This is a genomic window from Corynebacterium striatum ATCC 6940 (genome assembly GCF_000159135.1).
In the GTDB taxonomy this organism is placed as follows: domain Bacteria; phylum Actinomycetota; class Actinomycetes; order Mycobacteriales; family Mycobacteriaceae; genus Corynebacterium; species Corynebacterium striatum.
On the sequence record NZ_GG667522.1, the window covers coordinates 126,442 to 149,475 of the forward strand.

Below are 23,034 nucleotides of genomic sequence, written 5' to 3' on the forward strand. Positions count from 1 at the left end.
CCGGTCAAGGGATGGGCTAAGGAAGGAGGATTCTCCTGCGCAATACGCACTGTGCGGAGCTTTGGAACGCCTAGTGCTTGTGGTGTGCCTTCTTGCGCTGCTGGCGACGCTTCTTGAGCTCTTCTGCGCGCTGGTACTCGCGGTGCAGACGACGCTCGCGTGCCAGCTTACGCTGGAATGCCTGGGACTCGCGGTATTCCAAGTAAATGACGTCGTTGCTGAGCGCCTTGTAGATGGCGAACATCAAGCCAACAACAATAAAGAGGAATGGGAGTGCAGCCACAATAGTGACGTTTTGCAGGTTGGAGAGGGAGTTCTCATCAGCCAGCAGCAGGGTCAGACCAACAGCCGCGGTGGCAACGCCCCATGCTGCGGACAGCCATGGCTTGGCGTTGGATGCACCATTCTGAGACATCGAGCCCATAACGGTAGAAGCCGAGTCAGCGGAGGTAATAAAGAAGGTTGCGAGCAGGATAGCTGCAATGATGCCGGCGATGAAACCACCAGGCAGGTTGTGCAGCAAATTGAACAGCTCAACCTCAGAGGACTCGCCGGAGATGGAGTTGCCATTCTGCTCCATGTGGATTGCGGTACCGCCGAAGATGGCGAACCACACGGTGGAAAGGCCAGCCGGGATCAGCATGACGCCGATGCAGAATTCGCGGACGGAACGGCCACGGGAAATACGTGCCAGGAACATACCGACGAATGGGGACCAGGAGACCCACCATGCCCAGTAGAAGATGGTCCAGGAGGACAGCCACTCGCCTGCTTCGCCGTTGTTGGACTCAGCAGTACGGGAAATCATCTCGGTGAACGCATTCAGGTAGTTACCGATGGAGCCCGGAATCTGGTTCAGGATGGAAACAGTTGGACCAAGGATGAACACGAAGATGGCAAGCAGTGCGGCCATAACCATGTTGGCGTTGGAGACATACTGAATGCCCTTGCCCACGCCGGACATTGCGGAAAGCAAGAAGGCCAGGGTCAGCACGAGGACGATGCCAACGACGACCTTCTGGGATGGGTTGTCGATGAGGCCGGAAGCCTGGATACCAGCCTGGATCTGGGTTGCACCGATACCCAGGGAACATGCGGTACCGAAAACGGTGGCGAAGATTGACAGGATGTCAATGATCTTGCCAACCCAGCCATCAGCAGCGCGCTGACCGATGAGAGGCACGAATGCCTGGCTCAGCAGTTGCTTGCGGCCGATACGGAAGGTCGAGTATGCAATTGCGAGACCAACGATGGCATAAACAGCCCACGGGTGAAGCGTCCAGTGGAACATGGCCGTAGCCATCGCAGTGCCGACTTCCTTCGGCTCATGGCCCGGAACACCGTTGAGGTAGTAGTTCAGCGGCTCAGAAGCACCGTAGAACATCAGGCCGATACCCATGCCGGCTGCGAACATCATCGCGATCCAGGAAGGCGTAGAAAATTCAGGCTCTTCATCGATATGGCCCAAGCGGATGGTGCCGAACTTGGAGGCGGCGATGAAGATAACAAATACAACGAAAATCGTGCCGAAGAGGACGTAGGCCCAACCAAAGTCGTTAACAACGAAGCTCAGTGCATCGCTAGCAAAGTTTGCGAAGTTGGTCGGAGCAGCCAAGCCCCACGCAACGATGGCGGCAATGAGCACGCCAGCGATGCCGACGATGGTCCAGTCGATTGGAGCATCGTCATCGGCTGCTATTTCAATTTCAGGCTCGGTCATCTCGTGGGGAGCGAAGTCCTCATTGCCGAGCATGTCTTGCAGCTGACTCGTCGCAGATGCTGATTCCAGCTTCTCGTCGACGGTCTGGTACTCGTCGGAAGTTACTGCTGGCGAGTTTGAAGCAGCAACCGCACCTTCTTCCGTCTTAGGATTCTTATCTGGATTAGTCATACAACCCAGAATGTGTGAGTTATGCATGACGCGTCAACCTAGAAAGCGCTGCATAGAACCCCAAAGCCAGAATTTTGGCAGGTTATTTACATTCCCCAGACAGTTTAAAAGACGCAGTTGTTCAACATAAGCAGGCGTTTTTAGCACACGCTAGGTTTTGCCTATAACAATCCTGCAACAATCGCGGATTTATGCGTCTCGAGCCGCCAAATACGCGTCATAAAGATCGCGATTAGTTACTTCGGTTCCAGCTGCTGCTTCTTTACAAGCGTCTTTTGCGCGCATGCCCGAGGAGACGAGTTCATGAACCCGCTCCACCAAATCCTCAACAGGTGCAGGCTCACTCGCACCGCCTTCAATTACGACTGTGATCTCTCCCCTTGCATTGTCCACTGCCCACTGGGCTAATTCCCCCAGCGTTCCTCGCTTGATTTCTTCGTATGTCTTGGTCAACTCCCGGCACACTGCAGCCGAACGCTGAGCGCCGAGGACGTCGGCTGCGTCAGAAAGCGTTTGGGCCAAACGGTGGGGAGACTCAAAGAATACGATGGCCCGCTCCTGCCCCTTGAGGGACTCCAGCCATGTCTTGCGAGGCCCCGCCTTGCGCGGCGCAAAGGCATCAAAGAGGAAGTGGCCAACCCCAAGGCCGGAAAGGGCCAACGCCGTCGGCACAGCTGAGGGTCCGGGGAAACATGTGACAGGCACGCCAGCCTCCACCGCGGCTGCAACAATCGAGTGCCCGGGGTCAGAAACCAGCGGCATTCCTGCATCAGAAACCACCAGCACGGTGCCGGAACGAGCGGCATCGACTAGCGCCTGTGCCCGCTGCGATTCATTATGGTCGAAGTTGGAAACCACTTTGCCCTGAATCTCGATACCTAAAGCGGACGCCAAGCTACGTACTCGGCGGGTATCCTCCGCCGCTACAACGTCTGCTTCAGCCAGTGCTTGCATGAGACGTGCAGAGGCATCCCCAATATTGCCCAATGGTGTGGCGGCGACAATAACTCCACGGGGCAGCGGTTCCAGGCGAAAATTGGTATTCATGGTTCCTAGCTTTCCATAACTTGGGGCACAGACTCCCCAGTTCGGGCTCGCATATCCTAAACTCTTCCAAGTGACTATTGCTACCGCCTCGACTAAAGCCCATGGCAAACCGCTCGGCAAACACGCCATTACAGCGCCTCCTGCACCGATCGCCTACTCTTGGGGCAAACCAGATTGGATTAGCACGGCCGTAATCGGGGTATTGGCTCTCATCACGCGTTTTGTGGGCCTGACCGCTCCGGTAGCTAATGGCACCCCGGTCTTCGACGAGAAACACTACGTACCACAAGCATGGGATATGGTGCGCAGCTGGGACAATCTCTTTATCGGTGGCATCGAATCGAACCCAGGTTATGGCCTCGTGGTCCACCCTCCTCTAGCAAAACAGATCATTGCATTGTCGGAGATGGTTTTTGGATACTCGCCTTGGGGCTGGCGTACGATGACGGCTCTTTTCGGTGTAGCCACCGTCTTGTTGACCATGGCACTGGCACGCCGTGTTTCCGGTTCTTGGCAAATTGCAGCGATAGCTGGGTTTATCGCAGTATGCGACGGCGTATTGCTCGTTTCCTCCAAGTTCGGAATGCTGGATATTTTCCAGGTTTTCTTCGTCGTCGCAGCTGCGTGGGCTTTGGCGCGAGACCATAACCAAATGCGCCTGCGCCTCCATGAAGCTTTCACCTCCGGAAACATGGGTACCTCCAAATTTGGCCCGCGTTTTGGTTTCCGTTGGTGGCGCTTTACCGCAGGCATCTTCTTGGGTCTTTCATTGGGCGTGAAGTGGTCCGGCCTGTACTACATCATGTTCTTTGGATTGCTCTCTGTTTTCAGCGATCTTGCTTTGCGACGCCGCTACGGTGTGCGCCGCTACGTCCTTGGTACCTTGGTGCGTGACACCCCGGCAGCGCTCGCCTCGTTGGTTTTGGTCCCCGTCCTCATCTATGCATGGACTTGGCGTGCATGGTTTGCGTCCGAGACCTCCGTCTACCGTCATGCAAAGGTCGACGGCACTATTGAAGAAGATTCGTGGCTGCTCAACTTGCCTGAACCAATCGCCGGTTGGTTCTACTACCACTCCTCTGTCTTGGAGTTCCACGCCTCGCTCACCAGCTCTGGCGGACACTCCCACCCTTGGGATTCCAAACCATGGGCATGGCTCGTTGCGGCTCGTCCGATTCTGTATTACTCCTCCACGGACCTGGAATGTGGCGACGGCGGTACATGCCGCAAGATGCTGTATCTCTTCGGTACGCCCGCTATTTGGTGGCTTGTCATTCCGGCAGTCTTCTGGGGCCTTTGGTCCCTACTGGTGCGCCGCAACCGCGCCTTCCTGATTCCACTGGTCGGTTTTGCTGCGGGCTTCCTTCCGTGGCTAGCTGCTTTCGACCGTCAGATGTACTTCTTCTATGCCACCGCATTCATCCCATTTGTCATCGTGCTCATTGCGCTGGCTTTAGGGCAGATGATCGGACACGGCAAACAATTGCAATGGCGCTGGCTCAAATCCTTGGCGGGCGGAGAAATCCGGACCGGCTCGTTCGTGGCGGTGTGCTACCTGGCGCTCGTGCTCGCGATGTTTATCTACTTCTCCCCAATCCTCTACGGCTACATCATCCCTGAGAACTGGTACCAATCCATGATGTGGCTCAACAATTGGACCTAGCAGTACTTCACGGCGAGTTAAGTATCCAACGCGAATAGCTTGTCCGCTTGTGGCGACGGAGTCTTAATTCGCGGCAACAGACTAGGAACAACACAAGAAGAAGGCGTGGTGTAGACCATGCCTTCTTCTTGGATCCTGCTGTACACAACCACGTTCATCGAGGCATCGTGCGCAGCGCTTGACGACGCCGCAGGCGCTCCCTTTACGCGCTAGTGCGAGGGGGACGGTGGGCTAATGCGGATCAGCGCCCAGCGAGCGCCAGAAGTCTCGTAGCACGTAACCCTTATCTGCTGCCCAAGCCCAGATCAAAGCCAGTGTGCTCAGGCCGGTAGCGAGGAGAATATAGACTTGGCTCATCACGGTCGTTCCTAGGGCAATGTCCCGCATGGTAAATCCGAAAAGGAACGCAAACATGGTAGCCACGACCGGCAGGGTCCCCGGGATCGAGGCTGGGCGCCAAGCCGCGAAGAGCAGACCGATTGCTAGGCCGAAACGTAGCGCTGCGCCTTCGATAAGCAAGCGGGCACGTTCTGGATCGGCGGAAAGCGAAAGCGTCCCTTCATCCCCTATTACAGCCAATCCCGAGGCACTCGCGACTACGACAATCGCCCATACGGCGAATACCAATCCGAGTGAGACAAGGCCAACGCGGGCAACAGTCAACGCGGTTTGGCGCGCGCTCGATGCCCTATTCCATTCGGACTCAACACCCGCAATGATGACTTCGGAGAGGTCCTGCGGCGGTGCCATTCCTTCTGCCGATTCCACGAAGCTCAAAGAGCGAGACAGCGCGGCGGCCTTGTCACGAAAGGCACGGCATTGGGCGCAACTCTCAACGTGGGCATCGACGACGTCGGCAGGCAACTGCGCCGGCTCCCCGTCAAGCTGCGCGGAAATCGCGGCTTGGACTTGCTCATGCGTCAACACGGCTCAACACCCCATCCAAGCTCGCGCGACCAGAACCGAAGACCACGACCATTAACAGGGAAACGATAAGTACCGCCGGGTACTCAAAGCCGCCGTCGGCCGCAAAAATTCCATTGCCAAGATGCACAAAGTAAAGCGCGCAAGCCATGAATAATGCCAGCGCACCGGCGACGAACGTGGTTAGAAGCCCCACCACCAGCAACGAGCCGCCAACCATCTCGCCGATGGCGGCAATGTAGGCCGAAACATGTGGTTGTGGGATACCCATCGCAGAGAACTGACCCGTGGTTTCGTCTATCCCAGCGAAAAACATTTTGTCTACGCCGTGGGCTACGAAAACGAGACCTAGAACTGCGCGCAGAATAAGCAGCGCGGCATCGCGTACAGCAGGTCTATTCATGAGCATTACACTACCCTGGGACCCCTGGGTACTGACGAATCAACCGCAGGTTGGCAAGCAATGGAACCTTTCAGCCACTCGCGCAGTCCAATAGATCATGACTTACAAATCAGATATTCACACCGATGAAAGCACAATCATTGATAGTAACCTGGCGCCCATGACCAACCCTTTTGCGCGCGATGAAGAAGCCACAGCCCAGTCACCCACCCAATTTATCGACTTTTCTGCGGCACCATCGATGCCCAATCCAGCCTCCGAACCAGGTAACACAACGGGCAAGACCGGCCTTGTGTTTGATTCTGAAGGAGTGGGGCGCCCACCATGGGCCACAACGTCTGCACTACTGCGCGAATATTACGACACGGAATGGGGAATGCCTGTCCGCGATGAAGCCGGACTATTTGAGCGTTTGACCCTAGAAGGCTTCCAGTCGGGTCTCTCTTGGGCCACGGTATTGCGTAAGCGAGATGACTTCCGCATCGCATTTGCAGGCTTTAATCCTGATGCTGTCGCAGCTTTTGGCCCAGCAGAAGTGGAGAGGTTGCTCAATAATCCCAAAATCATCCGCAACCGCCGCAAGATCGAGGCTGCCATCAACAACGCCAACGCCACCATCAAACTCCGCGAAAAGGGTGGCCTGAGTGAATTCATCTGGAGCTTCATGCCCGAGGAGAATCTCTATCCCCGGTTCATGGAAGACATCCCTAAAACTAGTGAAAAGGCCAAGGAACTTTCCAAGGCCTTAAAGAAGGAGGGTTTCACTTTTGTTGGACCTGTGACCTGCCACGCGCTGATGGAAGCAATCGGTATGTTCGATGCCCATCTCATCGGTTCCCACCGCCGCGGTACCTCCGGCGTGTGGGATGACGTGGTTTAACTAACTCACGCGGCGCGATGCCAAGTCGTCACGGCGCTGGCGATTGGTGGCGTGGGGTCCATCGAATCCGTCAAACTCGTCATCGTCAAAATGCACGGGCAGGTGGTCAAAATCCGGGCTGTCGTCATCAATTTCCAGCACTACAGCGCCCGGACGGCGCAAATTGCGGGGGATTGCTAAGGCTTCATCCTCAGCGTTACGCACACCCAAACGAGCGCGGCGCAGATGGTAGACACGGCGCTGCAGCAGAGCTTGTTCCTGACGCACCTGGGTCCGAAGCGCTACCAAGTAGACGATGCTAGACAGGCCCGCGAGGGCCGCAAAGGTCCAGGTCCAACCGCCGAAAACAATGCCTAAAGCAACGGTGAATACGACGGCGACTGCCAAACCAATCAACGTACGCTGACGACGCTGGTAACGGTTGGCAGAAGCAGCCTTTTCAGCTACTGGATCCCAGCCGCCGCGACCTAGTCGGCGCTGTGCAAAAGCAACCTCGTCTGCCGAGAGATCTGTGTCCTCAGCGAGTTCAGATTCCTGCTCTTCCTCCGCTTCAATAGCATGCGGGATTTGGCTTACCTGCTCAGCGCTGTCCACCGCACCTGGGTACATCAAGTCCACCGGGGAGGTGTAAGTGGAATCAATTTCGTAGGCATCCTCCGCTACGTCTGCTACGGCAGGTGCGCTGAAGACCTCTGCTTCCTCAGCTTGGACGTCCTCTGCCACCTCTACGTCAGAGTCTTCTCCAGCCTTGGTTTCATCCTCGATGAGCAGGTCGTCCTCTTCCACGTCGTCGGCATCCTCAGCCGCTGCACCACCTTTGCTTCCGCTTTCGTGGTTGTCAGAATTTTGAGCTAGCTCAGATTGGTTCGAAGGCTCATCCTTAGTCTCTGCGGACCCAACGATCGTGACTTCGTTGTCATCCTCGACCAGCTCACCTTCGATCGTCTCAGGGGTGCGCTCAGCTTCCTCGCTAAGTGCGGACTGCGCAGCTTCAGCTTTGTCACCAAGCTGTGCACCTGGTTGACGCGGATGTGCCTTGGCCTTTGCGGCAGCCCCGGCGATGGTTATTGCTTCCGTTTCTTTGTCATCAACCACGGAGATGTCCGCAGCATCGATGACCTCGAAATCCTCATCGTCTGCCTCGCTCAAACGCACGTCGCGCTTGCCTAAGCGGGGACGGCGGCGGGCAGCAACATTTCCAGAATCGCCTTCGAACAAGACGCGGGTATCGTCAAAGGCCTCGCCGGTGCGGCTCATTGGGCGCTGCGATCGCAGCAACCACGGAGCCAAGACGAAGGCCCAGACCACAATGATGCCGATGATGGGCACAGCAATGGACACGGTAGAGGTGACCTTCCGTAGGGTGCAGAGTTTCTCCCAACGTTAGCGCTTTTCGCCACCAGTAGAGGTATCCAAACCAGTTAAATTACAATGTTGTGACTTGTGTGAAAACAGTGGCGAATTACACCCCCACTAGGGCGCTCAAACAACGCGTACAGCTAAACGATGCGTCCAGCACTGCGCAGACGGTCGACCGCCGTGGTGGAGAAGTCTTCCCGATTCAAGGCCACTAAATGATGATCGCGCCATGCACCATTGATGTGCAGATTTCTCCGTAGATACCCTTCCTCACGAAAGCCGCACGCCTTCAGCACCTTCCCGGAGGCTGGATTATCTGGCAAGTACGTGGCTGTCACGCGATGCATTCCGACACGCCGAAAAGCGTGATCCACGTCCAAGGCACACGCCGCGGTAGCAACACCCGCATGATGGACTGCCGAATGAACCCAGTATCCAATCCAGCACTCTCCAATACTCCCGTGCTGAATGTTTCCTAAAGTCACCTGTCCTACAAAATCCCCGTCCAGCTCAATAATCAAAGGCAACACGGAACCCGAGCGCGCAGATTCGCGTAAGAACATGAGATGGTTGCGCCATGCACTGTGCGAATGGGCATCGGCCCACGATGCTGGCATCGTCGGTTCGACTGGGCGCAAGTGTTCCTCATCGGCGATACGCTGAATGCGCCACGCTTCCCCGTCTTTGCGCATCAATGGACGCAGTCGCAGACGAGCGCCTTCCTCCAAGACAGCAGAGGGATGCAACTTCACGTATGGAGTGGACTCGGGCCACCCTGGGTGTTCAGGATCAGGCTGGCCGCTCGAGGGCCTGCGCAGCCGAGCCGCCGCAGTACCAAAAGGATCAAGCATGTTTAGCTTCGCTGCGTGAGGAACAAAACGTCGACCACATCACCAGGACGAATCTCCGTGGCTTCTTCCGGAATTCGGATCATCGCATTAGCTTCGGACAAACCAGCCAACAGGTGGGCAGGTGCACCAGACGCACCGCCCAAGCCCTCAACCAGGTAATCAGCGGTTTCTGCGTCGCGCATCAAGCGCGCACGAATAAACCCACGACGGCCCGGGCGGGACTCCATGTGATTGAGAGCTCGCGCTCGCACCACACGACGGTTTGCATTGCGTTTCCCCAGAGACAAACGAATCAATGGGCGTACAAACACTTCGAAGATGACGAGTGCTGAGACTGGATTCGAGGGCAGGAGGAACGTCGGGATACGCTCCTCGCCCAATAGGCCGAAGCCCTGGACCGAACCGGGATGGATGGCCACACGAGAAGTATCGATATCTCCCAGTTCGTTGAGGACTTCACGCACAGTTTGGGAGCCGGCACCGCCGACGGCACCGGAAATCACGAGAACCTCACTGCGGCCAATATGGGTTTCCAGTGCCTCACGGATGCGGCGTGGCTCTCCCTCCGCAATTCCTACGCGGTGTACATCGGCGCCTGCCTCTTTCGCAGCAGCTGCCAAGGAATAAGAGTTAACGTCAAAGACTTGACCCAAGCCCGGCTCGCGGTCAATATCCACTAATTCCTTACCGAAAGACAAGATAGTTACGCGAGGTCGCGGATAAACCAAGACCTTTGAGCGCCCCACCGCAGCAAGGAGCCCGATCTGTGCTGGGCCAAGGATGGTTCCCGCAGAGACCGCAACGTCACCCGGCTGAATATCGTCGCCAACTCGACGTACGAAGTCACCAGAGCGAACTGGTCGGTGCGCGGTTACGCGTTTTCTTCCGCGGTCAGTCCACTCAAGGGGAAGGACGGCGTCGGCAAGCGTGGGCAATGGCGCGCCCGTATAGACCCGCACTGCTTGCTTAGGTTGCAGGCGCAACGGCTGGCGAGAGCCCGCAGGGACCTCACCGACCACAGGAATAGAGCGCTCCACTTCTGCAGCGGACTCCTCTTCTTCCGCGTCCTCCTCCGAGGAACGTCGTGCCCTCAGTGCGCGCTCGCCTCCAACGTCGACGGCACGCACTGCATAACCATCAATAGCCGCCTGAGGGAACCCGGGAAGCGGCTGATTAGCTTGCACTTCCTCGGCACACATCAACCCCAGTGAGTTTGCAATTGCAATACGCACTGGTTCCGGTGTCACCGCCGCATCAGTAATCAAAGCAAGCTGGTCATCTACCGAACGCATGGACTGCCGCCTTCCCTTCTCTGCCTACTGCCTTAGGCTAGTTGATACCCTTTTCCGCCTCATACTCGGCAATGAGTTGCTTGATTGCCTTGTACAAAGCCGGGCCATACTTCTCATGGTGTAGGCCGAAGTCCACGTTGGCAGGAATGTATCCACCTGGGTTACCCAGGTCATGGCGCTTACCGCGGTGAACAACAACGTGAACCGGGTGGCCTTCCTGGATGAGCAGCTCGATTGCATCGGTCAGCTGCAGCTCCCCACCCTTGCCTGGCTTAATGCGGCGCAGGGCATCGAAGATCTTGCGGTCGAGAAGGTAGCGGCCAGTAGCTACGAGATTAGAGGGAGCATCCTCAGGTTCAGGTTTCTCCACCATTCCGACAACCTTCTTGACGCCGGGCACATTGGTGTCCTCAACGTCGAAGACTCCGTAGTTGTAGGTCTCTTCGCGGTCGACCTCAAATGCACATAGCACGGAGCCGCCTACGGCGGCGCGCACGCGTGCCATCTCTTCCATGACGGTTGCTGGGAGAACGATGTCATCAGGAAGCATGACTGCGAAGCATTCTTCGTCATCATCTAGCACCGATTCAGCCAAGCCCACTGCATGACCGAGCCCCAACGGCTTTTCCTGCGGTACAGAAATCGGATGAATTAGCTGGCCGGCACGCTGCACCTTTGCCACCTGCTCATCTTTACCGCGTGCGTCGAGCGTCTCCACCAACTCTGGGAAGGCATCGAAGTGACGCATCACTTCCTGCTTATTCGGGGCGGTAATCACCGCAAGACGCAGAGCACCAACCGCCGCCGCTTCTTCCGCGATGAGCTCGATACCTGGTGTGTCCACTACGGGGAGCAATTCTTTCGGGACAGTCTTGGTCGCTGGCAAAAAGCGAGTGCCCAGGCCCGCAGCCGGCACTACAACTGTCTTGATCCCATGAAGGGAGCCCTCGTTGTTATTAGCCATAAGTTTGAGCTTACAGGCAGAGCATTTTCTTTCGTGCAGCGATACACCAGCAATTACTATTTGCTCTATGAGTGAGATAGCTACACAAAAAGACGCCCTTCGCGCAGAGCTGCTCGCTATGCGCCGTGCCCGTACTCCCGAGGAAAAAGCTGATGCCGACGCCGCATGGTGCCAAGGTGCTGCCGCCTTGCTCACCCCCTCGATGAACATCGCGGCATACAACCCTTTGGGTTCCGAGCCCGGCGGCAGCGCATTTGTGGAAACCCTCGCGGCGGCGTGCAAACACCTTTACCTGCCCATTTCTGGCGACGACGGGCACCTTTATTGGGCGCTTTATTCCGGCCCAGAGTCCATGCAGCCCGGCGCCTTGGGCATTGCCGAACCAAAAGGCAAGCGTTCCACCAGTTCCATCCTCGCTGGCGTTGACCTCATATTTGCCCCCGCAATGGCCGTGGATACTGAAGGGTACCGCCTAGGAAAAGGCGCCGGCTACTATGATCGAGCGCTTACTCCCCTCCCCACTGGCCGCCCGCCCGTCGTAGCGGTCGTCCACTCCTCGGAGATCCGTAAGCTCCCCCGCGAAGACCATGACCGCCCAGTCGATGGCATTCTCACCGAACGGGATTTCCAGTGGCTATAGCTTCTTAACTTCTTGTTTTCTTAGCTTCTTACCCCTGCCCCACCTTGGCTTATTCCTGCCATGTTTGGAGGCAGTTTGGGCGATTGGGAACCTCCAGGGCCCCAACGGAGTCTAAAACCACATGGAAGCTAAAACGATCCTTCGCTCAATTCGTATCCCTGGGCATCGACGATCACTGCTCGTTCGTCGCGTACTCGCTGCCGTCCTCATTATCGGCGCGGGCCTCAGCGCCCTACATGCTCGTCGCGAGCTTCCGCAGGCGGTAGTCTTTGCCCGAGACGTGCCGGCAGGCAGCACCCTGCAAGCAGAGGACCTCACGTTAGCTCCAGTGCCATCCCACATCCTGCCCGATTCTGCGGTTGACACGGACCTCGAAAAGTTGGAGGGCAGAGTAGTCGTTGCAGCAGCTGCAAGCGGCGAACTCGTCACCGACGCCAGGCTGCTGAGCCCAGAGCTTGTAGACAACTTAGTGAACAATTCCACGCTAAATACTTCCGGAGAGGAATCCCACATGATTCCGCTCAAACTCGCAGAACCGGATATCCTTCCGCATCTCCATCATGGAGACACAGTAAACGTCATCGCCGGAAACTCCAATTCCGATTTAATCGGCACCACATCCCCCGCTGGAAGCGTCATCGCCGCTGGTGGCCGGGTTGTTGCTACCACTAGCTCGCGCGATGGCGAGGATGCCTCTACCCTTTTACTCGCACTCCCAGCCAGCCAGGCTGACGCAGTTGCTTCCGCCTCACTGAGCCAACCTCTCACGGTAGTCATCGTTGGGCAGCGTGCCACTGGATGAAAAAGCCACAGCGCTCACAAATAGATGTTGGCATATCCACTAAAAATCACTAAGGTTAGTCCGCGCTAGCCCTGCTGATAATAAACACAAACACTTGGCTCAGGAACTTCCACAGTGTCTTACAGGGGCGGGGCCACAAAGTGTTTTTAGGAAAGGAACACCAACACATGCTGAAGGGCTTTAAAGACTTCATCCTCCGCGGCAACGTCATCGAGCTGGCTGTCGCAGTCATCATCGGTAGCGCATTCACCGCTATCGTTACCGCTGTAACCGACAGCCTTATCCAGCCGTTGATCAACTCCTTCGGTTCTGCAGACTACTCCGGCCTTGGTTTCCAGATCACCGACAACGAGTCCACCTTCATGGACTTCGGTGCAGTCCTCACCGCGGCAATCAACTTCCTCATCATCGCCGCTGTTGTTTACTTCTTAATCGTTATGCCGATCAACAAGATCACTGAAACAGCAAAGCGCCGCCAGGGCGTTGACCCAGAAGAGCCGGCTCCGACCACAGAGCAGCTGCTTACCGAGATTCGCGACCTCATGGAGGCGCAAAAGGTTGCAACTTCCCCGAACTCCGTAGCTGGCGACACCACCGTTGACCCAGACTCCACTGGCCGTCACCAGGCTTAATTCCGCGAGGAATTAATTGCCGCTGTGGTTTCTTCTAAACCACCAAGGGGCTCCGCACCTTCCGTCATGGGAGGACGCGGAGCCCCCTTTTCGTCTCCTTCTTTGAACGCGCTCTCGGGTCTCAATCTTGCCTTGTCCTTGTAGACCTGTCCGTCAAGGATTGATCGTTTAACCCAAGGGGTCGGCTTGGAGACTTCACCTATGCCCCATAGTGCGGAGGAATCTGTTCACGATAGAACTGCTCATTGTGTGGCTGTTCAGCCGGCTGTTCCTCGTCCAGAGTTACCTCGCGTGTGGCGTCCGAGCCGCGCTCATCCCCAGTTTCATCAAACGCGGAGACAAAGTCCGGACGATCTGCTGTGCGGTCATAGTTGCTCTCAGCACGGCGAACCACGCGGCGACGCTTGCCGGGTTGAACCATTTTAATCAGCTCCTCGCTGCTTATTGAACGCTATATTTCTGCAGCTGATCAATAAGGTGGTGGACCAACGGCGCAAGAGTAGCCATGCCGTCACGCACTGCCGCGCGAGAAGACGCAAGGTTCACGATGACCGTGGACCCCGAAACGCCAGAGATACCACGAGAGGTACACGCGTCTACAGCGCCACAAGCTTGACCAGAGGAACGAAGCGCCTGAGCGATTCCAGGAACCATTTGGTCGAGCACCGAACGCGTAGCGTCAGGGGTCTTGTCACGTGGCCCAACGCCTGTGCCGCCAATCGTAAGGACCAAATCGACGCCACCAACAACGGCTGTCTCTATAACCTGCCGAATCTTGGACTTCTTCGAGCGGACAATGATTGAGCCATCAACCTGAAACTCAGCTTCCGCCAACAACTCCCCGACCAAACGCGAGGTTCCCTCAGCGTGCCGCTCAGGATGATCAGTAACAATCACAACCAGTGCGCGGCGAGGAGCATTGAGGCCTTGCTCTTGCTCGCTCGCGAAGAGGAATGCATCATCTGGCTCAGCGACGTCCAAAAGCGCTCCAGTGGATTCCGGGACTTCAATGGCGCCAGTGTTGGTCTCGATATCAGCATCGTGTGCCAAAGTTGCTCCTTAAATAGGGCCGATATATCAAGGCGTCTTCTTGGAATACGTCTGAAATATGTTCTGTAGTTGTTAGATAACTTACTCCCCTGACAGGGTTACCTCTACCTGTCGGGGATCTTTGCCGTCTTCGCCGCTGACCTCAAGAGTGACCTTGGCGCCAAAGTCCTGCGAACGAGCTGCTGCGATGAGGGAATCCGAGTTATCGATTAGGCGATCATTGACACGGGTCACAAGATCACCCGCTTTCAGCCCCGCTTTCTCAGCTGGGCTATCTGGCTCGACTTCCACGATGCGAGCACCGTTACCACTGTCTCGCGCATCGACCTTCACACCCAGCGTTGGGTGCTTTACAGAACCGTTGTTGATAAGTTGCTCAGCCATGCGCTTGGCAAAGTTCGACGGGATAGCGAACCCCAAGCCAATAGATCCAGCCTCACTCGAGCCAGAATTGGACAAGGAGGCAATCATGGAATTCATTCCCACCAAATTGCCATTAATGTCCACGAGTGGGCCACCGGAGTTGCCGGGATTGACCGCAGCGTCAGTTTGGATGGCGTCGACAAGCGAGCTCTCCCCGCCTCCTTGGGAGGCGCGAACCGGACGGTTCTTCGCGGAAACAATGCCGGAGGTCACCGTTGCGTTAAGGCCCAGCGGGGAACCCACGGCCACGACTTCCTGGCCCACAGCCACGGCATCGGAGTCCCCGAACTCAAGGTATGGAAGACCTGAGACATCAGCGATCTTAACGATTGCTACGTCCGTATTGGCGTCCGAGGCAACAACTTCTGCGGCGTGCTTGCTGCCGTCATTCATCGTGACGCGCAGCTGGCCGCCGTTTTCAGCCCCAGCCACAACGTGGTGGTTGGTCAACACGTAGCCGTCAGGGGAGATGATCGAACCCGATCCCTCTGCGGCACCGCTTTGCCCATAGGCCTCAATCGAGACAACAGCTGGAAGAACCTTAGCGGCTACCGCCTCGACCGAGCCCTTTGCGGGCTCCTCGCCGGTGCTGTTTGCCACTGGCGCATTTTTGAGGACCTCCTTCACAGTGCTGGTGTCATTTTTATTGCTTCCACCCAGCGCAATGCCAGTGATGCTGCCAACGGCAACGGCGCCAGCGAGCATCATCGCCATCGCGGTACCGAGCCCCACCTTTTTCTTCTCCTTCGGTGGGCGTTGCTCGCCAATCAGAGTCACACCGTTGTCAGTCTCCCCCGCCGACATGCCTTGGTTGTAGAATCCTTGAGCTGGACTCTGTGCCTGGTTTGCGCCCGGGTTTCCAAATCCGCTGCGGTACGGCGATGCTCCTTGACCTTGGTTTCCATACATCTGACTGCCTTGCGACTGCATGCCTGATGGGTGATTGCTCGGCGGGTGATTGTTCGGAGACGGGCTACCACCTTGCTGATTGCGCGGCTGGTTCCATCCAGCCGAATTAGAAAAGTAGTCATTGCCCAGCTGTTCACCGCGCTGCCCCTGGCCCTCAGGCTCATTCATGTTCGAGTTCCTCATGTTCATATCCAGAATTGTGCCGTACCGTGCTGGAGTACATCTGTATCAACTCTGTAAGGCTACTAAGAATTCCTGAAAGAATCCTGCATATCGTGACCTGCACGGCTGGGCCGAAATGCATGCAAAAGCCATCCAGAATATTAGCCCTGATTGAACCACCGTTCAGCGAAGATGGTGCCGCGATCCGAAGGTGAAGATTCCTCCTGCGCGAAGTCAGGCTCAGACAAGCTGTCAACAAAGGGGTCCCCCTCTCCTCGGTAGCCCGGAAGAGTTACCTCCATGCGGGTACCGCCATCGCTGGACTCCTTGATTTCAATGGCACCCTCGTGTCGCTCGATCACGGACTTCACAATGGCCAAACCAAGACCTGAGCCGGGCATAGAGCGAGCTTCGGCTGAACGATAGAAGCGCTCGAAGACCTTTTCTCGCTCCTCTGGCGGGATACCAGGACCTGAGTCATCCACGCGCAAACGGACTTCATGCTCACTGATCTGCTGCATGGATACGCGCACAGTTCCGGTGGCCGGCGACCACTTTGCGGCATTGTCCATCAGGTTCAAGGTCGCACGACCAAGAGCAAACGGGTCCCCCTCCAACACCCACGGGATAAACCGGACACGGAACTTCACGTCAGGGCGGCGTCGTCTAGCGCGCGCAAGCGAAGATTCCAGCACTTCCATCAGAGCGACCGGCTCCGGCGCTTTCTCATTGGCGTCCCCACGGGCCAAATCCACAAGATCACCGATGAGGGCAGAAAGCTCCGACATCTGCGACATCACGTCATCTTCAAGATCACGTCGATCTTTTTCGCTGATGCCGCATCCGCCGCCGGACTTGTTCATCATCAGGAGCAGCTCAATATTCGTACGCATCGACGTAAGCGGAGTCTTCAGCTCGTGACCAGCATCAGTGACGAACTGTCTCTGTTGAACACGCGACTGCTGGAGTGCTTCCAGCATCTGGTTAAAGGAGACGGTAAGCTGCGCCATCTCGTCGTTGTTCACGACCTCAATTGGCCGTAGGTCGTTGGTCTGCGTAACGTAGTCAACCGCACGCTTGAGACGAGAGATAGGCTGCATACCGGTCTTTGAGGCCACCATGCCGGCAAAGATAGCCAACAGAAAACCCAGTGCAACGATCACCAACAACATCGAACCGATTGCAGAGATCAGCTCTTTAGTCTCCGCAAGATCGCGAGCTAGGACAACAGTTGAGTCCAAGTCGTGGCGGATGGCCAAGATGCGTTCGCCGCCAACGGTCCGAACGGAAGATTCGGTGTGATCATCAATTTTGCGGAACTCGCCGCCAACAGGAATCGCGTCACCGTAGGTAGAACTCCGAGATGGAGACGAAACTGCAACTCGCGTTGAGGGGTTGTATAGCTTGAATTGTGCAATTTCTTGATCAATTGTCTCGATGAAGCGCGGGTCCTGGCTTTGTTGGATCAAGACGTCGGCCTGCTGCGCAAGCTGCTTGTCGACGGTCGCCGTTAACGAGGTTGACACAGTCCAATAGGTCACCAGCGTCATTAAGGCAACAGACACAGCCACCACTAGGCCAGTAACGAGCGAAAGGCGCCACCGCAGTGGCGCCCGAGAAGCCCAACTTCCCCTACTCCCAGCAATCTCGGAGACTGGGGACGGTTGTTCTTGATCGGAAGCCTCCACGCCTGGCGTGGGCTTCCTCAGAATCACGTTCTGTTCTCCCTAAGCACGTAACCGACGCCGCGCACGGTATGGATTAGGCGAGACTCACCGCCCCCTTCAGTCTTCTTACGCAAGTAGCCGATGTATACCTCGAGCGCATTTCCGGAGCTAGGGAAGTCATATCCCCACACCTCTTCGAGGATGGTGTTTCGTGAAAGAACCTTGCGGGGACTTTCCATCAACAGCTGCAGAAGCGCAAATTCCGTGCGGGTCAAAGAGATCGCACGCTCGCCACGTTTAACCTCGCGGGTATCTGCATTGAGATGCAGATCCTCAAAGGAGAGCTGGGTTTTGGATGCTGTCTTTACGCCAATCGAATTAGCAGCAGCGCGGCGAACCAAAGAACGCACGCGAGCCAAAAGCTCCTCAAGCGCAAAAGGCTTTGGCAGGTAATCATCAGCACCAGCATCGAGACCTGCGACACGGTCAGAGACACCATCGCGTGCTGTCAGAACCAAAATCGAACGGTCCCAGCCTTCGCTACGCAGCGTACGGCACACCTCGAGCCCGTCCATGTTGGGCATCATTACGTCGAGGATCAAGAGCTCAGGGTTTTCACTACGAACGGTCTCGACAGCTTCAACACCATCGCTAGCAATCAGGACATCGTAGCCATTAAATCTGAGAGAACGCCGAAGCGATTCACGCACGGCTTGCTCATCATCTACGACAAGAATTTTCATAGATTTAATTATGAACTATTTTGTGGGATTTTCGAAACGTAGGCCATATGCTCCCCATACACTCCCGCAAAGCAACGCAAGGTGATACCCCGCCTGAAGCGACGAAGAAAGGTCAGAGTAAATGGGCACAATAAAAGCCCGCACGATTTAGCATTTAATCTGCTAAATTGCGCGGGCTCGAAATTCAAAGTGTTCCTTTATATAGGATTACTCCAAATTAGAACTGCTCTACGTCAACCAGGCCGAGCTTTGCAGCCTTGACGAGACGACGCGGGATGCGCACGGTCTGGCCATCGATGGTGACTTCCTGGAGGGCGACGTTGTCAGCCTTCCACTGGGAGCGGCGTGCACGGGTGTTCGCACGGGACATCTTGAACTTAGGAGTTGCCATTTTCTTCTATCCTCCTTACGCGTTCTTCTTCTTGCGACGAGCCATGGCACCGAAGCGCTGGTTGAACTTCTCAACGCGGCCTGCGGTATCCATAACGCGCTGTGCACCAGTCCAGAACGGGTGGGACTCAGCGGTCACGTCAACGACGATCAGCGGGTACTCGTTGCCATCTTCCCACTCAACAGTGCGGTCGGAAGTAGCAGTGGACTTGGTCAAGAACGAGTGGCCGGTACCGGCATCCTTGAAGACCACCGGGTGGTAATCCGGGTGGATATCCTTCTTCATATTTATTCCCTCAGGGTTGAAACTACGGGTCGGTTCTACGCTCTTTTGCCTGGCAAAGCCCTAAAACTTGCAACTTACTTACAGTAATCGGCGGCGCAGATCGTGCCCGAGTTGGGATGTGCAGATTAATAAACGGCGTCAACTCCTCCGCCCCTGCTGGGCGCAGACGTCGACAACTCGGAACATATTACACCCGACCAGCAACTTTCCCAAACCCCGGATCGTGTCCCCAAAACCGTGTCCCAAAAAGATGAAAACCGTGTCCTAAAAGAGATGTTGAAACGAGTGGAAACGATTCGGTGCTAACAACTAGTGAGTGTTACAAAGCCGATTATTCACATCAACCACACCCGTCAACAATGCTAAAGCCCAAGCTCCGAGCCGAAAGAAACCTCCGGCGCACCGCAATCCGGTAGCCACAGGGGCGATTAGGTAATTCGCGCTTTGGGCTGTAAGATTTCCCCTTGCTGTTGTCAAAGTATACGTTTTACGCCCCGTCTACTGGTGTTTGACGGTCTTGCCCTCCAAGCTCAACCTCACTTTCCGAGCGCTGCGCCTCACCGCAGATAGGCATAACCGTCAGTAGCCACGATGTGGGCGGCTAGGAGAAAGAAGACCCATGTCGGCTATTTGCCAGGTAACGGGCCGCAAGCCGGAATTCGGCAAGCAGGTCTCGCACTCGCACCGCCGTACTTCGCGCCGTTGGAACCCCAATGTGCAGCGTCGTCGCTACTACCTGCCCTCCGAGGGCCGTACCATCACCCTGAATGTCTCTACAAAGGGCATCAAGATCATTGACCGCGATGGCATCGAGTCCGTCGTCGCCAAGATTCGCGCACGTGGGGAGAAGATCTAAAGATGGCACGTAATGACATCCGTCCAATCATCAAGCTGAAGTCCACAGCGGGCACCGGTTACACCTACGTGACCCGTAAGAACAAGCGCAACAATCCGGATCGCATCTCTTTGATGAAGTTCGATCCGATCGTCCGCAAGCACGTCGAATTCCGCGAGGAGCGATAATCTATGGCTAAGAAGTCGAAGATCGCCAAGAACGAGCAGCGCAAGGAAATCGTCGCCCGCTACGCGGAGCGTCGCGCTGAGCTCAAGGCCATCATCAAGAACCCGAACACCCCGGACGAGGAGCGTCTGGATGCACAGTTCGAGCTGAACCGTCAGCCGCGCGATGCTTCCCGCTCCCGCATCCGTAACCGCGACGCAGCCGACGGCCGCCCACGTGGTTACCTCCGTAAGTTCGGCCTGTCCCGTGTCCGTATGCGCGGCATGGCTCACCGTGGTGAGCTGCCAGGCGTTCGTAAGTCCAGCTGGTAAAGGGGTAATTGCACAATGGCTATCAAGCGCAATAACCAAAAGAAGTTCCGCATGGAACAGACTCGTCGCCCGAAGAAGAACCCGCTGAAGGCTGAGGGTATCGAGACTGTCGACTATAAAGATGTTAAGACCCTGCGTCTGTTCATCTCCGACCGTGGCAAGATCCGTTCCCGTCGCGTAACCGGTCTTACCCCACAGCAGCAGCGCCAAGTCGCTACCGCTGTGAAGAACGCACGCGAAATGGCTCTCCTGCCGTTCACCGCCCGCTAAATCAGTAGCTGGGTTTCTCAACAGCGCACTTTTGCCGCTGGCAAGTGTGACACGGTAAAAGAACCTACAAAGCCGCTTGGCTTTCAACAATTCTCGTTGAAGGCTAGGCGGTTTTGTTTGTTTTCATTTGTTCGTTTTAACCGGCACGCATTGAGGCCAATGCCTTACTTAGCACCATGCAAAAGGGCAATAATTACAGATTCTGCCATCAGCCCCTTTCGAGTGAGTGATAGATTGGTTCTATCCAACAACCGATTACATTGAAAGGGCTCTTCATCGCATGCCACTGCACCAATCACTGGCTGATCTCAGCGAGTTGGCTGCGCACTGCCAATCCCCTGCCACAGCCCGCGGTCTTCTAGCTGAGGCCCAGGACCTGTTGCGCAACTCGCTCGATCACCGCGCAGACGAGCTTGAGCTGGCTGCCTGGTTCTCGCGTGTTATTACTGACATCGTCCGCTCCCCTGGCGTTTCCAGCCCAGTCCGCCTATCTGGCCCGGCTGCTCGCGGTGACGCACTGCCCTCGATGGTTGTCACTTGGCTAGGTGATGATTCTGAACTAGAGTCCATCATCAGCGATGCCGGACTCAAAGGCTCTTCTGTAGCCGAATCAACGGCTAGTCGTGCCGACGCCGGTCTTCCACTAGGCGCGGGCAGCGAGGCCGAGCTCCTCAGCGCTGCACTGGACCAACGCCCGCCGGCACTGCGCCTCGTAGATGGTTTGCCCGACAGAAATGCACCTGTGGATGTGCAGGCAGGTCTACTCGCCCCCATTGCGGCCATCGCTCGCTGGGCAGCACCCGCCCCACGCCCCACCCCAGACCGCTTAGCAATCGGCGTGGAGCGAGAGTTGCTCGAAGCCTCCGAGGCTGAGGCCTTAAGTCTTTCCTGGGGCACAGGCATTGCATTGGAGCTGCGCAGGTGGCGCGACGGCGTCGACAGTCACAGTGCTGTCTTGGGAGATCTGCCGCCCTTGGACCGCACCGCCTATGGTTCGGCATGCCGAACTGTCTCCGCGATTTTTGAGTCCATCACTCAACGGCACCCCGGATATCACCCAATCACCAAATAATTAGTTGCTTCGCATACTAGCGAGTACACTTAACTGGCTTTATGAATTAACATTCATTCCAACGAAAGGAGGCGTCCTACCATATGGCTGGAACTGTAGGTAGGCCGCGCAAGAACAGCCCGCGCCGCCGTGGAGCGACTGCCCGTGAAGAAATCCTCGATGCATCATCCGAGCTCTTCACCACGCAGGGCTTTGCTACGACCTCGACGCACCAGATCGCTGATGCGGTCGGCATCCGTCAGGCCTCGTTGTATTATCATTTCCCATCCAAGACGGAAATCTTCTTGACCCTCCTGAACTCGACCATCGAACCTTCTTTGGAACTCGCTGAAGAACTCGCGGCTTCCGATGCATCCGCAGAACAACGCCTGTGGTCTCTGGTCGCTGCCGAGTCGCGACTGCTGTTGACCAGCGCTTGGAACGTCGGCCGCCTCTACCAGCTGCCGGTGGCAAATTCTCCGGAGTTCTCGGAGTATCACGAGCAACGTGACGCCCTCCAAGGCCACTTCCGCGCTATCGCCGCCTCCATCGTTGGCAAGGATGACCCCCGCATCGAGCTCCCCTTCCACATCGCACTCTCTGTGATCGAGATGCGCCCAAATAATGGCACGCCTCCTTTCGACGCATCGCAGCGGGTTCCAGAAACTGCCGCCATGCTTGCCGACGCCGCGCTAGCCGTTCTCGGTGCAAAGGTTCCGGACAACGCAGAAGAGACCACTCTTGAGCTGCTCAAGAACCGCCACGACTCCATCTCCTCTGCCGCTGCTGCTGCCGCGGATCGTAAGAAGAAGTCCAGCAATTAATTAGTGTGTGCAGCGTGGTGCTGCCAAGCAAGCACCTATCGCTGCCAGTAGTCGTTCCAGGTGACGCTTTCTACGGCCACGTTGTCTTGGTAGACGCGCAGACCGTCAGCATTGACCACGATGGAAGAAGGATAGGCATCAACCTGGTAGGTGCCTTCGTGACCTTCGGCGGGCAGCTCCAAGGTGCCACCGAACATATCGGAACGGTAGGTAGCGCCGCCCGAGTTGCCGCAGACAACGACCTTGCCGTCATCACTGGTGCCGGCAAGGATGAGGTCCTCGCCCGCGGTGCATGAGGCATAGCTTCCGGACCAGCCACGGTCAGTTAAAATGCCGCCACTAACCGTGGACTTATCGCGCCCGTGGTCGTAATGTTCTTCCGGGTTAGGCGCTGTTTCCGTCACGGTTACTACGGAGGGGCTTGGGCTTTCTTTGGTGCTAGACGCTGCGGAAGTCGTCTCTGCCGTAGCGGCAGTTGATTCCACTGGCTTAAATTCCTGCTGCGCAGTCTGCTCAGTTTTCTCGCCACCCCACCCGAGCAAGAAGAATGCAGCGGCGGCCACGATTGCGACGAGAATG

The 23,034-nt window shown here is 56.5% G+C and carries 27 protein-coding genes; 11 read left to right on the forward strand and 16 right to left on the reverse strand.

What is annotated here, in order from left to right:
- Window positions 1-70: 70 nt before the first annotated feature.
- Together HMPREF0308_RS07070 and rsmI are read right to left on the reverse strand one after the other, a co-directional pair.
- Window positions 71-1,891 (reverse strand): BCCT family transporter, encoded by a 1,821-nt coding sequence (locus HMPREF0308_RS07070; RefSeq protein WP_034657232.1) that lies wholly within the window; start codon window positions 1,889-1,891, stop codon window positions 71-73.
- A gap of 189 nt (window positions 1,892-2,080) precedes the next feature.
- Window positions 2,081-2,938 (reverse strand): 16S rRNA (cytidine(1402)-2'-O)-methyltransferase, encoded by an 858-nt coding sequence (gene rsmI, locus HMPREF0308_RS07075; RefSeq protein WP_005530121.1) that lies wholly within the window; start codon window positions 2,936-2,938, stop codon window positions 2,081-2,083.
- A 76-nt stretch (window positions 2,939-3,014) separates the two neighbouring features.
- Here rsmI and HMPREF0308_RS07080 point away from each other — a divergent pair, with 76 nt between their 5' ends.
- On the forward strand, window positions 3,015-4,601 hold the full coding sequence (locus HMPREF0308_RS07080; RefSeq protein WP_161798074.1) for a dolichyl-phosphate-mannose--protein mannosyltransferase: 1,587 nt from the start codon (window positions 3,015-3,017) through the stop codon (window positions 4,599-4,601).
- 231 nt (window positions 4,602-4,832) lie between these two features.
- On the opposite strand, the gene HMPREF0308_RS07085 is transcribed toward HMPREF0308_RS07080, so the two are convergent.
- Window positions 4,833-5,528: a zf-HC2 domain-containing protein gene (locus HMPREF0308_RS07085; protein WP_005530125.1), complete on the reverse strand. Its 696-nt coding sequence runs from the start codon at window positions 5,526-5,528 to the stop codon at window positions 4,833-4,835.
- Window positions 5,515-5,928: a DoxX family protein gene (locus tag HMPREF0308_RS07090; protein WP_034657234.1), complete on the reverse strand. Its 414-nt coding sequence runs from the start codon at window positions 5,926-5,928 to the stop codon at window positions 5,515-5,517. The genes HMPREF0308_RS07085 and HMPREF0308_RS07090 overlap by 14 nt, the downstream gene beginning before the upstream one ends.
- A 241-nt stretch (window positions 5,929-6,169) precedes the next feature.
- Between HMPREF0308_RS07090 and HMPREF0308_RS07095 the strand changes: the two genes are divergently transcribed.
- Window positions 6,170-6,808: a DNA-3-methyladenine glycosylase I gene (locus tag HMPREF0308_RS07095; RefSeq protein ID WP_070420053.1), complete on the forward strand. Its 639-nt coding sequence runs from the start codon at window positions 6,170-6,172 to the stop codon at window positions 6,806-6,808.
- Here the strand turns inward: HMPREF0308_RS07095 and sepX are convergent, their stop codons facing one another.
- From sepX to HMPREF0308_RS07115, 4 genes are all read right to left on the reverse strand, one after another.
- Window positions 6,809-8,149 (reverse strand): divisome protein SepX/GlpR, encoded by a 1,341-nt coding sequence (gene sepX / locus HMPREF0308_RS07100; protein WP_005530128.1) that lies wholly within the window; start codon window positions 8,147-8,149, stop codon window positions 6,809-6,811.
- A gap of 158 nt (window positions 8,150-8,307) precedes the next feature.
- Entirely contained in the window at window positions 8,308-9,018 is a 711-nt protein-coding gene (locus tag HMPREF0308_RS07105; protein WP_005530129.1) for a GNAT family N-acetyltransferase, read from the reverse strand.
- Between the two features lie 2 nt (window positions 9,019-9,020).
- Window positions 9,021-10,310, reverse strand: coding sequence for a molybdotransferase-like divisome protein Glp (gene glp / locus HMPREF0308_RS07110; RefSeq protein ID WP_005530130.1), 1,290 nt, complete (start codon window positions 10,308-10,310; stop codon window positions 9,021-9,023).
- A gap of 37 nt (window positions 10,311-10,347) precedes the next feature.
- Window positions 10,348-11,274, reverse strand: coding sequence for a UTP--glucose-1-phosphate uridylyltransferase (locus HMPREF0308_RS07115; protein ID WP_005530131.1), 927 nt, complete (start codon window positions 11,272-11,274; stop codon window positions 10,348-10,350).
- A 67-nt stretch (window positions 11,275-11,341) separates the two neighbouring features.
- Here HMPREF0308_RS07115 and HMPREF0308_RS07120 point away from each other — a divergent pair, with 67 nt between their 5' ends.
- From HMPREF0308_RS07120 to mscL, 3 genes are all read left to right on the forward strand, one after another.
- On the forward strand, window positions 11,342-11,914 hold the full coding sequence (locus HMPREF0308_RS07120; protein WP_005530133.1) for a 5-formyltetrahydrofolate cyclo-ligase: 573 nt from the start codon (window positions 11,342-11,344) through the stop codon (window positions 11,912-11,914).
- A gap of 121 nt (window positions 11,915-12,035) precedes the next feature.
- Entirely contained in the window at window positions 12,036-12,716 is a 681-nt protein-coding gene (locus HMPREF0308_RS07125; protein WP_005530135.1) for an SAF domain-containing protein, read from the forward strand.
- Between the two features lie 167 nt (window positions 12,717-12,883).
- Complete coding sequence (gene mscL, locus HMPREF0308_RS07130; protein WP_005530137.1) at window positions 12,884-13,348, forward strand: large-conductance mechanosensitive channel protein MscL; 465 nt, start codon at window positions 12,884-12,886, stop codon at window positions 13,346-13,348.
- Window positions 13,349-13,547: 199 nt separating this feature from the next.
- Here the strand turns inward: mscL and HMPREF0308_RS07135 are convergent, their stop codons facing one another.
- The 7 genes from HMPREF0308_RS07135 to HMPREF0308_RS07165 all read right to left on the reverse strand — a co-directional run bounded on the left by HMPREF0308_RS07135 (window position 13,548) and on the right by HMPREF0308_RS07165 (window position 18,978).
- On the reverse strand, window positions 13,548-13,769 hold the full coding sequence (locus tag HMPREF0308_RS07135; RefSeq protein WP_034657194.1) for a hypothetical protein: 222 nt from the start codon (window positions 13,767-13,769) through the stop codon (window positions 13,548-13,550).
- A 20-nt stretch (window positions 13,770-13,789) separates the two neighbouring features.
- Window positions 13,790-14,380 carry a MogA/MoaB family molybdenum cofactor biosynthesis protein gene (locus tag HMPREF0308_RS07140; RefSeq protein WP_049062837.1) on the reverse strand — a complete coding sequence of 197 codons (591 nt, stop codon included), beginning with the start codon at window positions 14,378-14,380 and terminating at the stop codon, window positions 13,790-13,792.
- Window positions 14,381-14,479: 99 nt separating this feature from the next.
- The gene (locus HMPREF0308_RS07145; RefSeq protein WP_005530142.1) at window positions 14,480-15,919 is read right to left on the reverse strand and encodes a S1C family serine protease; all 1,440 of its coding nucleotides are present in this window, start codon (window positions 15,917-15,919) and stop codon (window positions 14,480-14,482) included.
- A 134-nt stretch (window positions 15,920-16,053) separates the two neighbouring features.
- Window positions 16,054-17,457, reverse strand: coding sequence for a HAMP domain-containing sensor histidine kinase (locus HMPREF0308_RS07150; RefSeq protein ID WP_005530144.1), 1,404 nt, complete (start codon window positions 17,455-17,457; stop codon window positions 16,054-16,056).
- A gap of 146 nt (window positions 17,458-17,603) precedes the next feature.
- Window positions 17,604-18,302, reverse strand: coding sequence for a response regulator transcription factor (locus HMPREF0308_RS07155; RefSeq protein WP_005530146.1), 699 nt, complete (start codon window positions 18,300-18,302; stop codon window positions 17,604-17,606).
- A 217-nt stretch (window positions 18,303-18,519) separates the two neighbouring features.
- Complete coding sequence (rpmF, locus tag HMPREF0308_RS07160) at window positions 18,520-18,693, reverse strand: 50S ribosomal protein L32 (RefSeq protein WP_005530148.1); 174 nt, start codon at window positions 18,691-18,693, stop codon at window positions 18,520-18,522.
- A 15-nt stretch (window positions 18,694-18,708) separates the two neighbouring features.
- Window positions 18,709-18,978, reverse strand: coding sequence for a type B 50S ribosomal protein L31 (locus HMPREF0308_RS07165; protein ID WP_005530151.1), 270 nt, complete (start codon window positions 18,976-18,978; stop codon window positions 18,709-18,711).
- Window positions 18,979-19,597: 619 nt separating this feature from the next.
- Here HMPREF0308_RS07165 and rpmB point away from each other — a divergent pair.
- The 6 genes from rpmB (at window position 19,598) to HMPREF0308_RS07195 (ending at window position 22,455) form a co-directional block, all read left to right on the forward strand.
- Window positions 19,598-19,834, forward strand: coding sequence for a 50S ribosomal protein L28 (gene rpmB / locus HMPREF0308_RS07170; RefSeq protein ID WP_005530153.1), 237 nt, complete (start codon window positions 19,598-19,600; stop codon window positions 19,832-19,834).
- Between the two features lie 2 nt (window positions 19,835-19,836).
- Window positions 19,837-20,001 carry a 50S ribosomal protein L33 gene (rpmG, locus tag HMPREF0308_RS07175; protein ID WP_005530156.1) on the forward strand — a complete coding sequence of 55 codons (165 nt, stop codon included), beginning with the start codon at window positions 19,837-19,839 and terminating at the stop codon, window positions 19,999-20,001.
- A gap of 3 nt (window positions 20,002-20,004) precedes the next feature.
- A complete protein-coding gene (gene rpsN / locus HMPREF0308_RS07180; RefSeq protein WP_005530158.1) occupies window positions 20,005-20,310 on the forward strand; it encodes a 30S ribosomal protein S14 in 306 nt (101 codons plus the stop codon).
- Window positions 20,311-20,331: 21 nt separating this feature from the next.
- Window positions 20,332-20,580, forward strand: coding sequence for a 30S ribosomal protein S18 (rpsR, locus tag HMPREF0308_RS07185; protein ID WP_034657238.1), 249 nt, complete (start codon window positions 20,332-20,334; stop codon window positions 20,578-20,580).
- A 280-nt stretch (window positions 20,581-20,860) separates the two neighbouring features.
- A complete protein-coding gene (locus tag HMPREF0308_RS07190; protein ID WP_005530163.1) occupies window positions 20,861-21,652 on the forward strand; it encodes a hypothetical protein in 792 nt (263 codons plus the stop codon).
- 83 nt (window positions 21,653-21,735) lie between these two features.
- A complete protein-coding gene (locus HMPREF0308_RS07195) occupies window positions 21,736-22,455 on the forward strand; it encodes a TetR/AcrR family transcriptional regulator (RefSeq protein WP_005530165.1) in 720 nt (239 codons plus the stop codon).
- Window positions 22,456-22,490: 35 nt separating this feature from the next.
- Here the strand turns inward: HMPREF0308_RS07195 and HMPREF0308_RS07200 are convergent.
- Window positions 22,491-23,034: hypothetical protein (locus HMPREF0308_RS07200; protein ID WP_005530167.1), on the reverse strand; the 544-nt coding region annotated here is incomplete at its 5' end.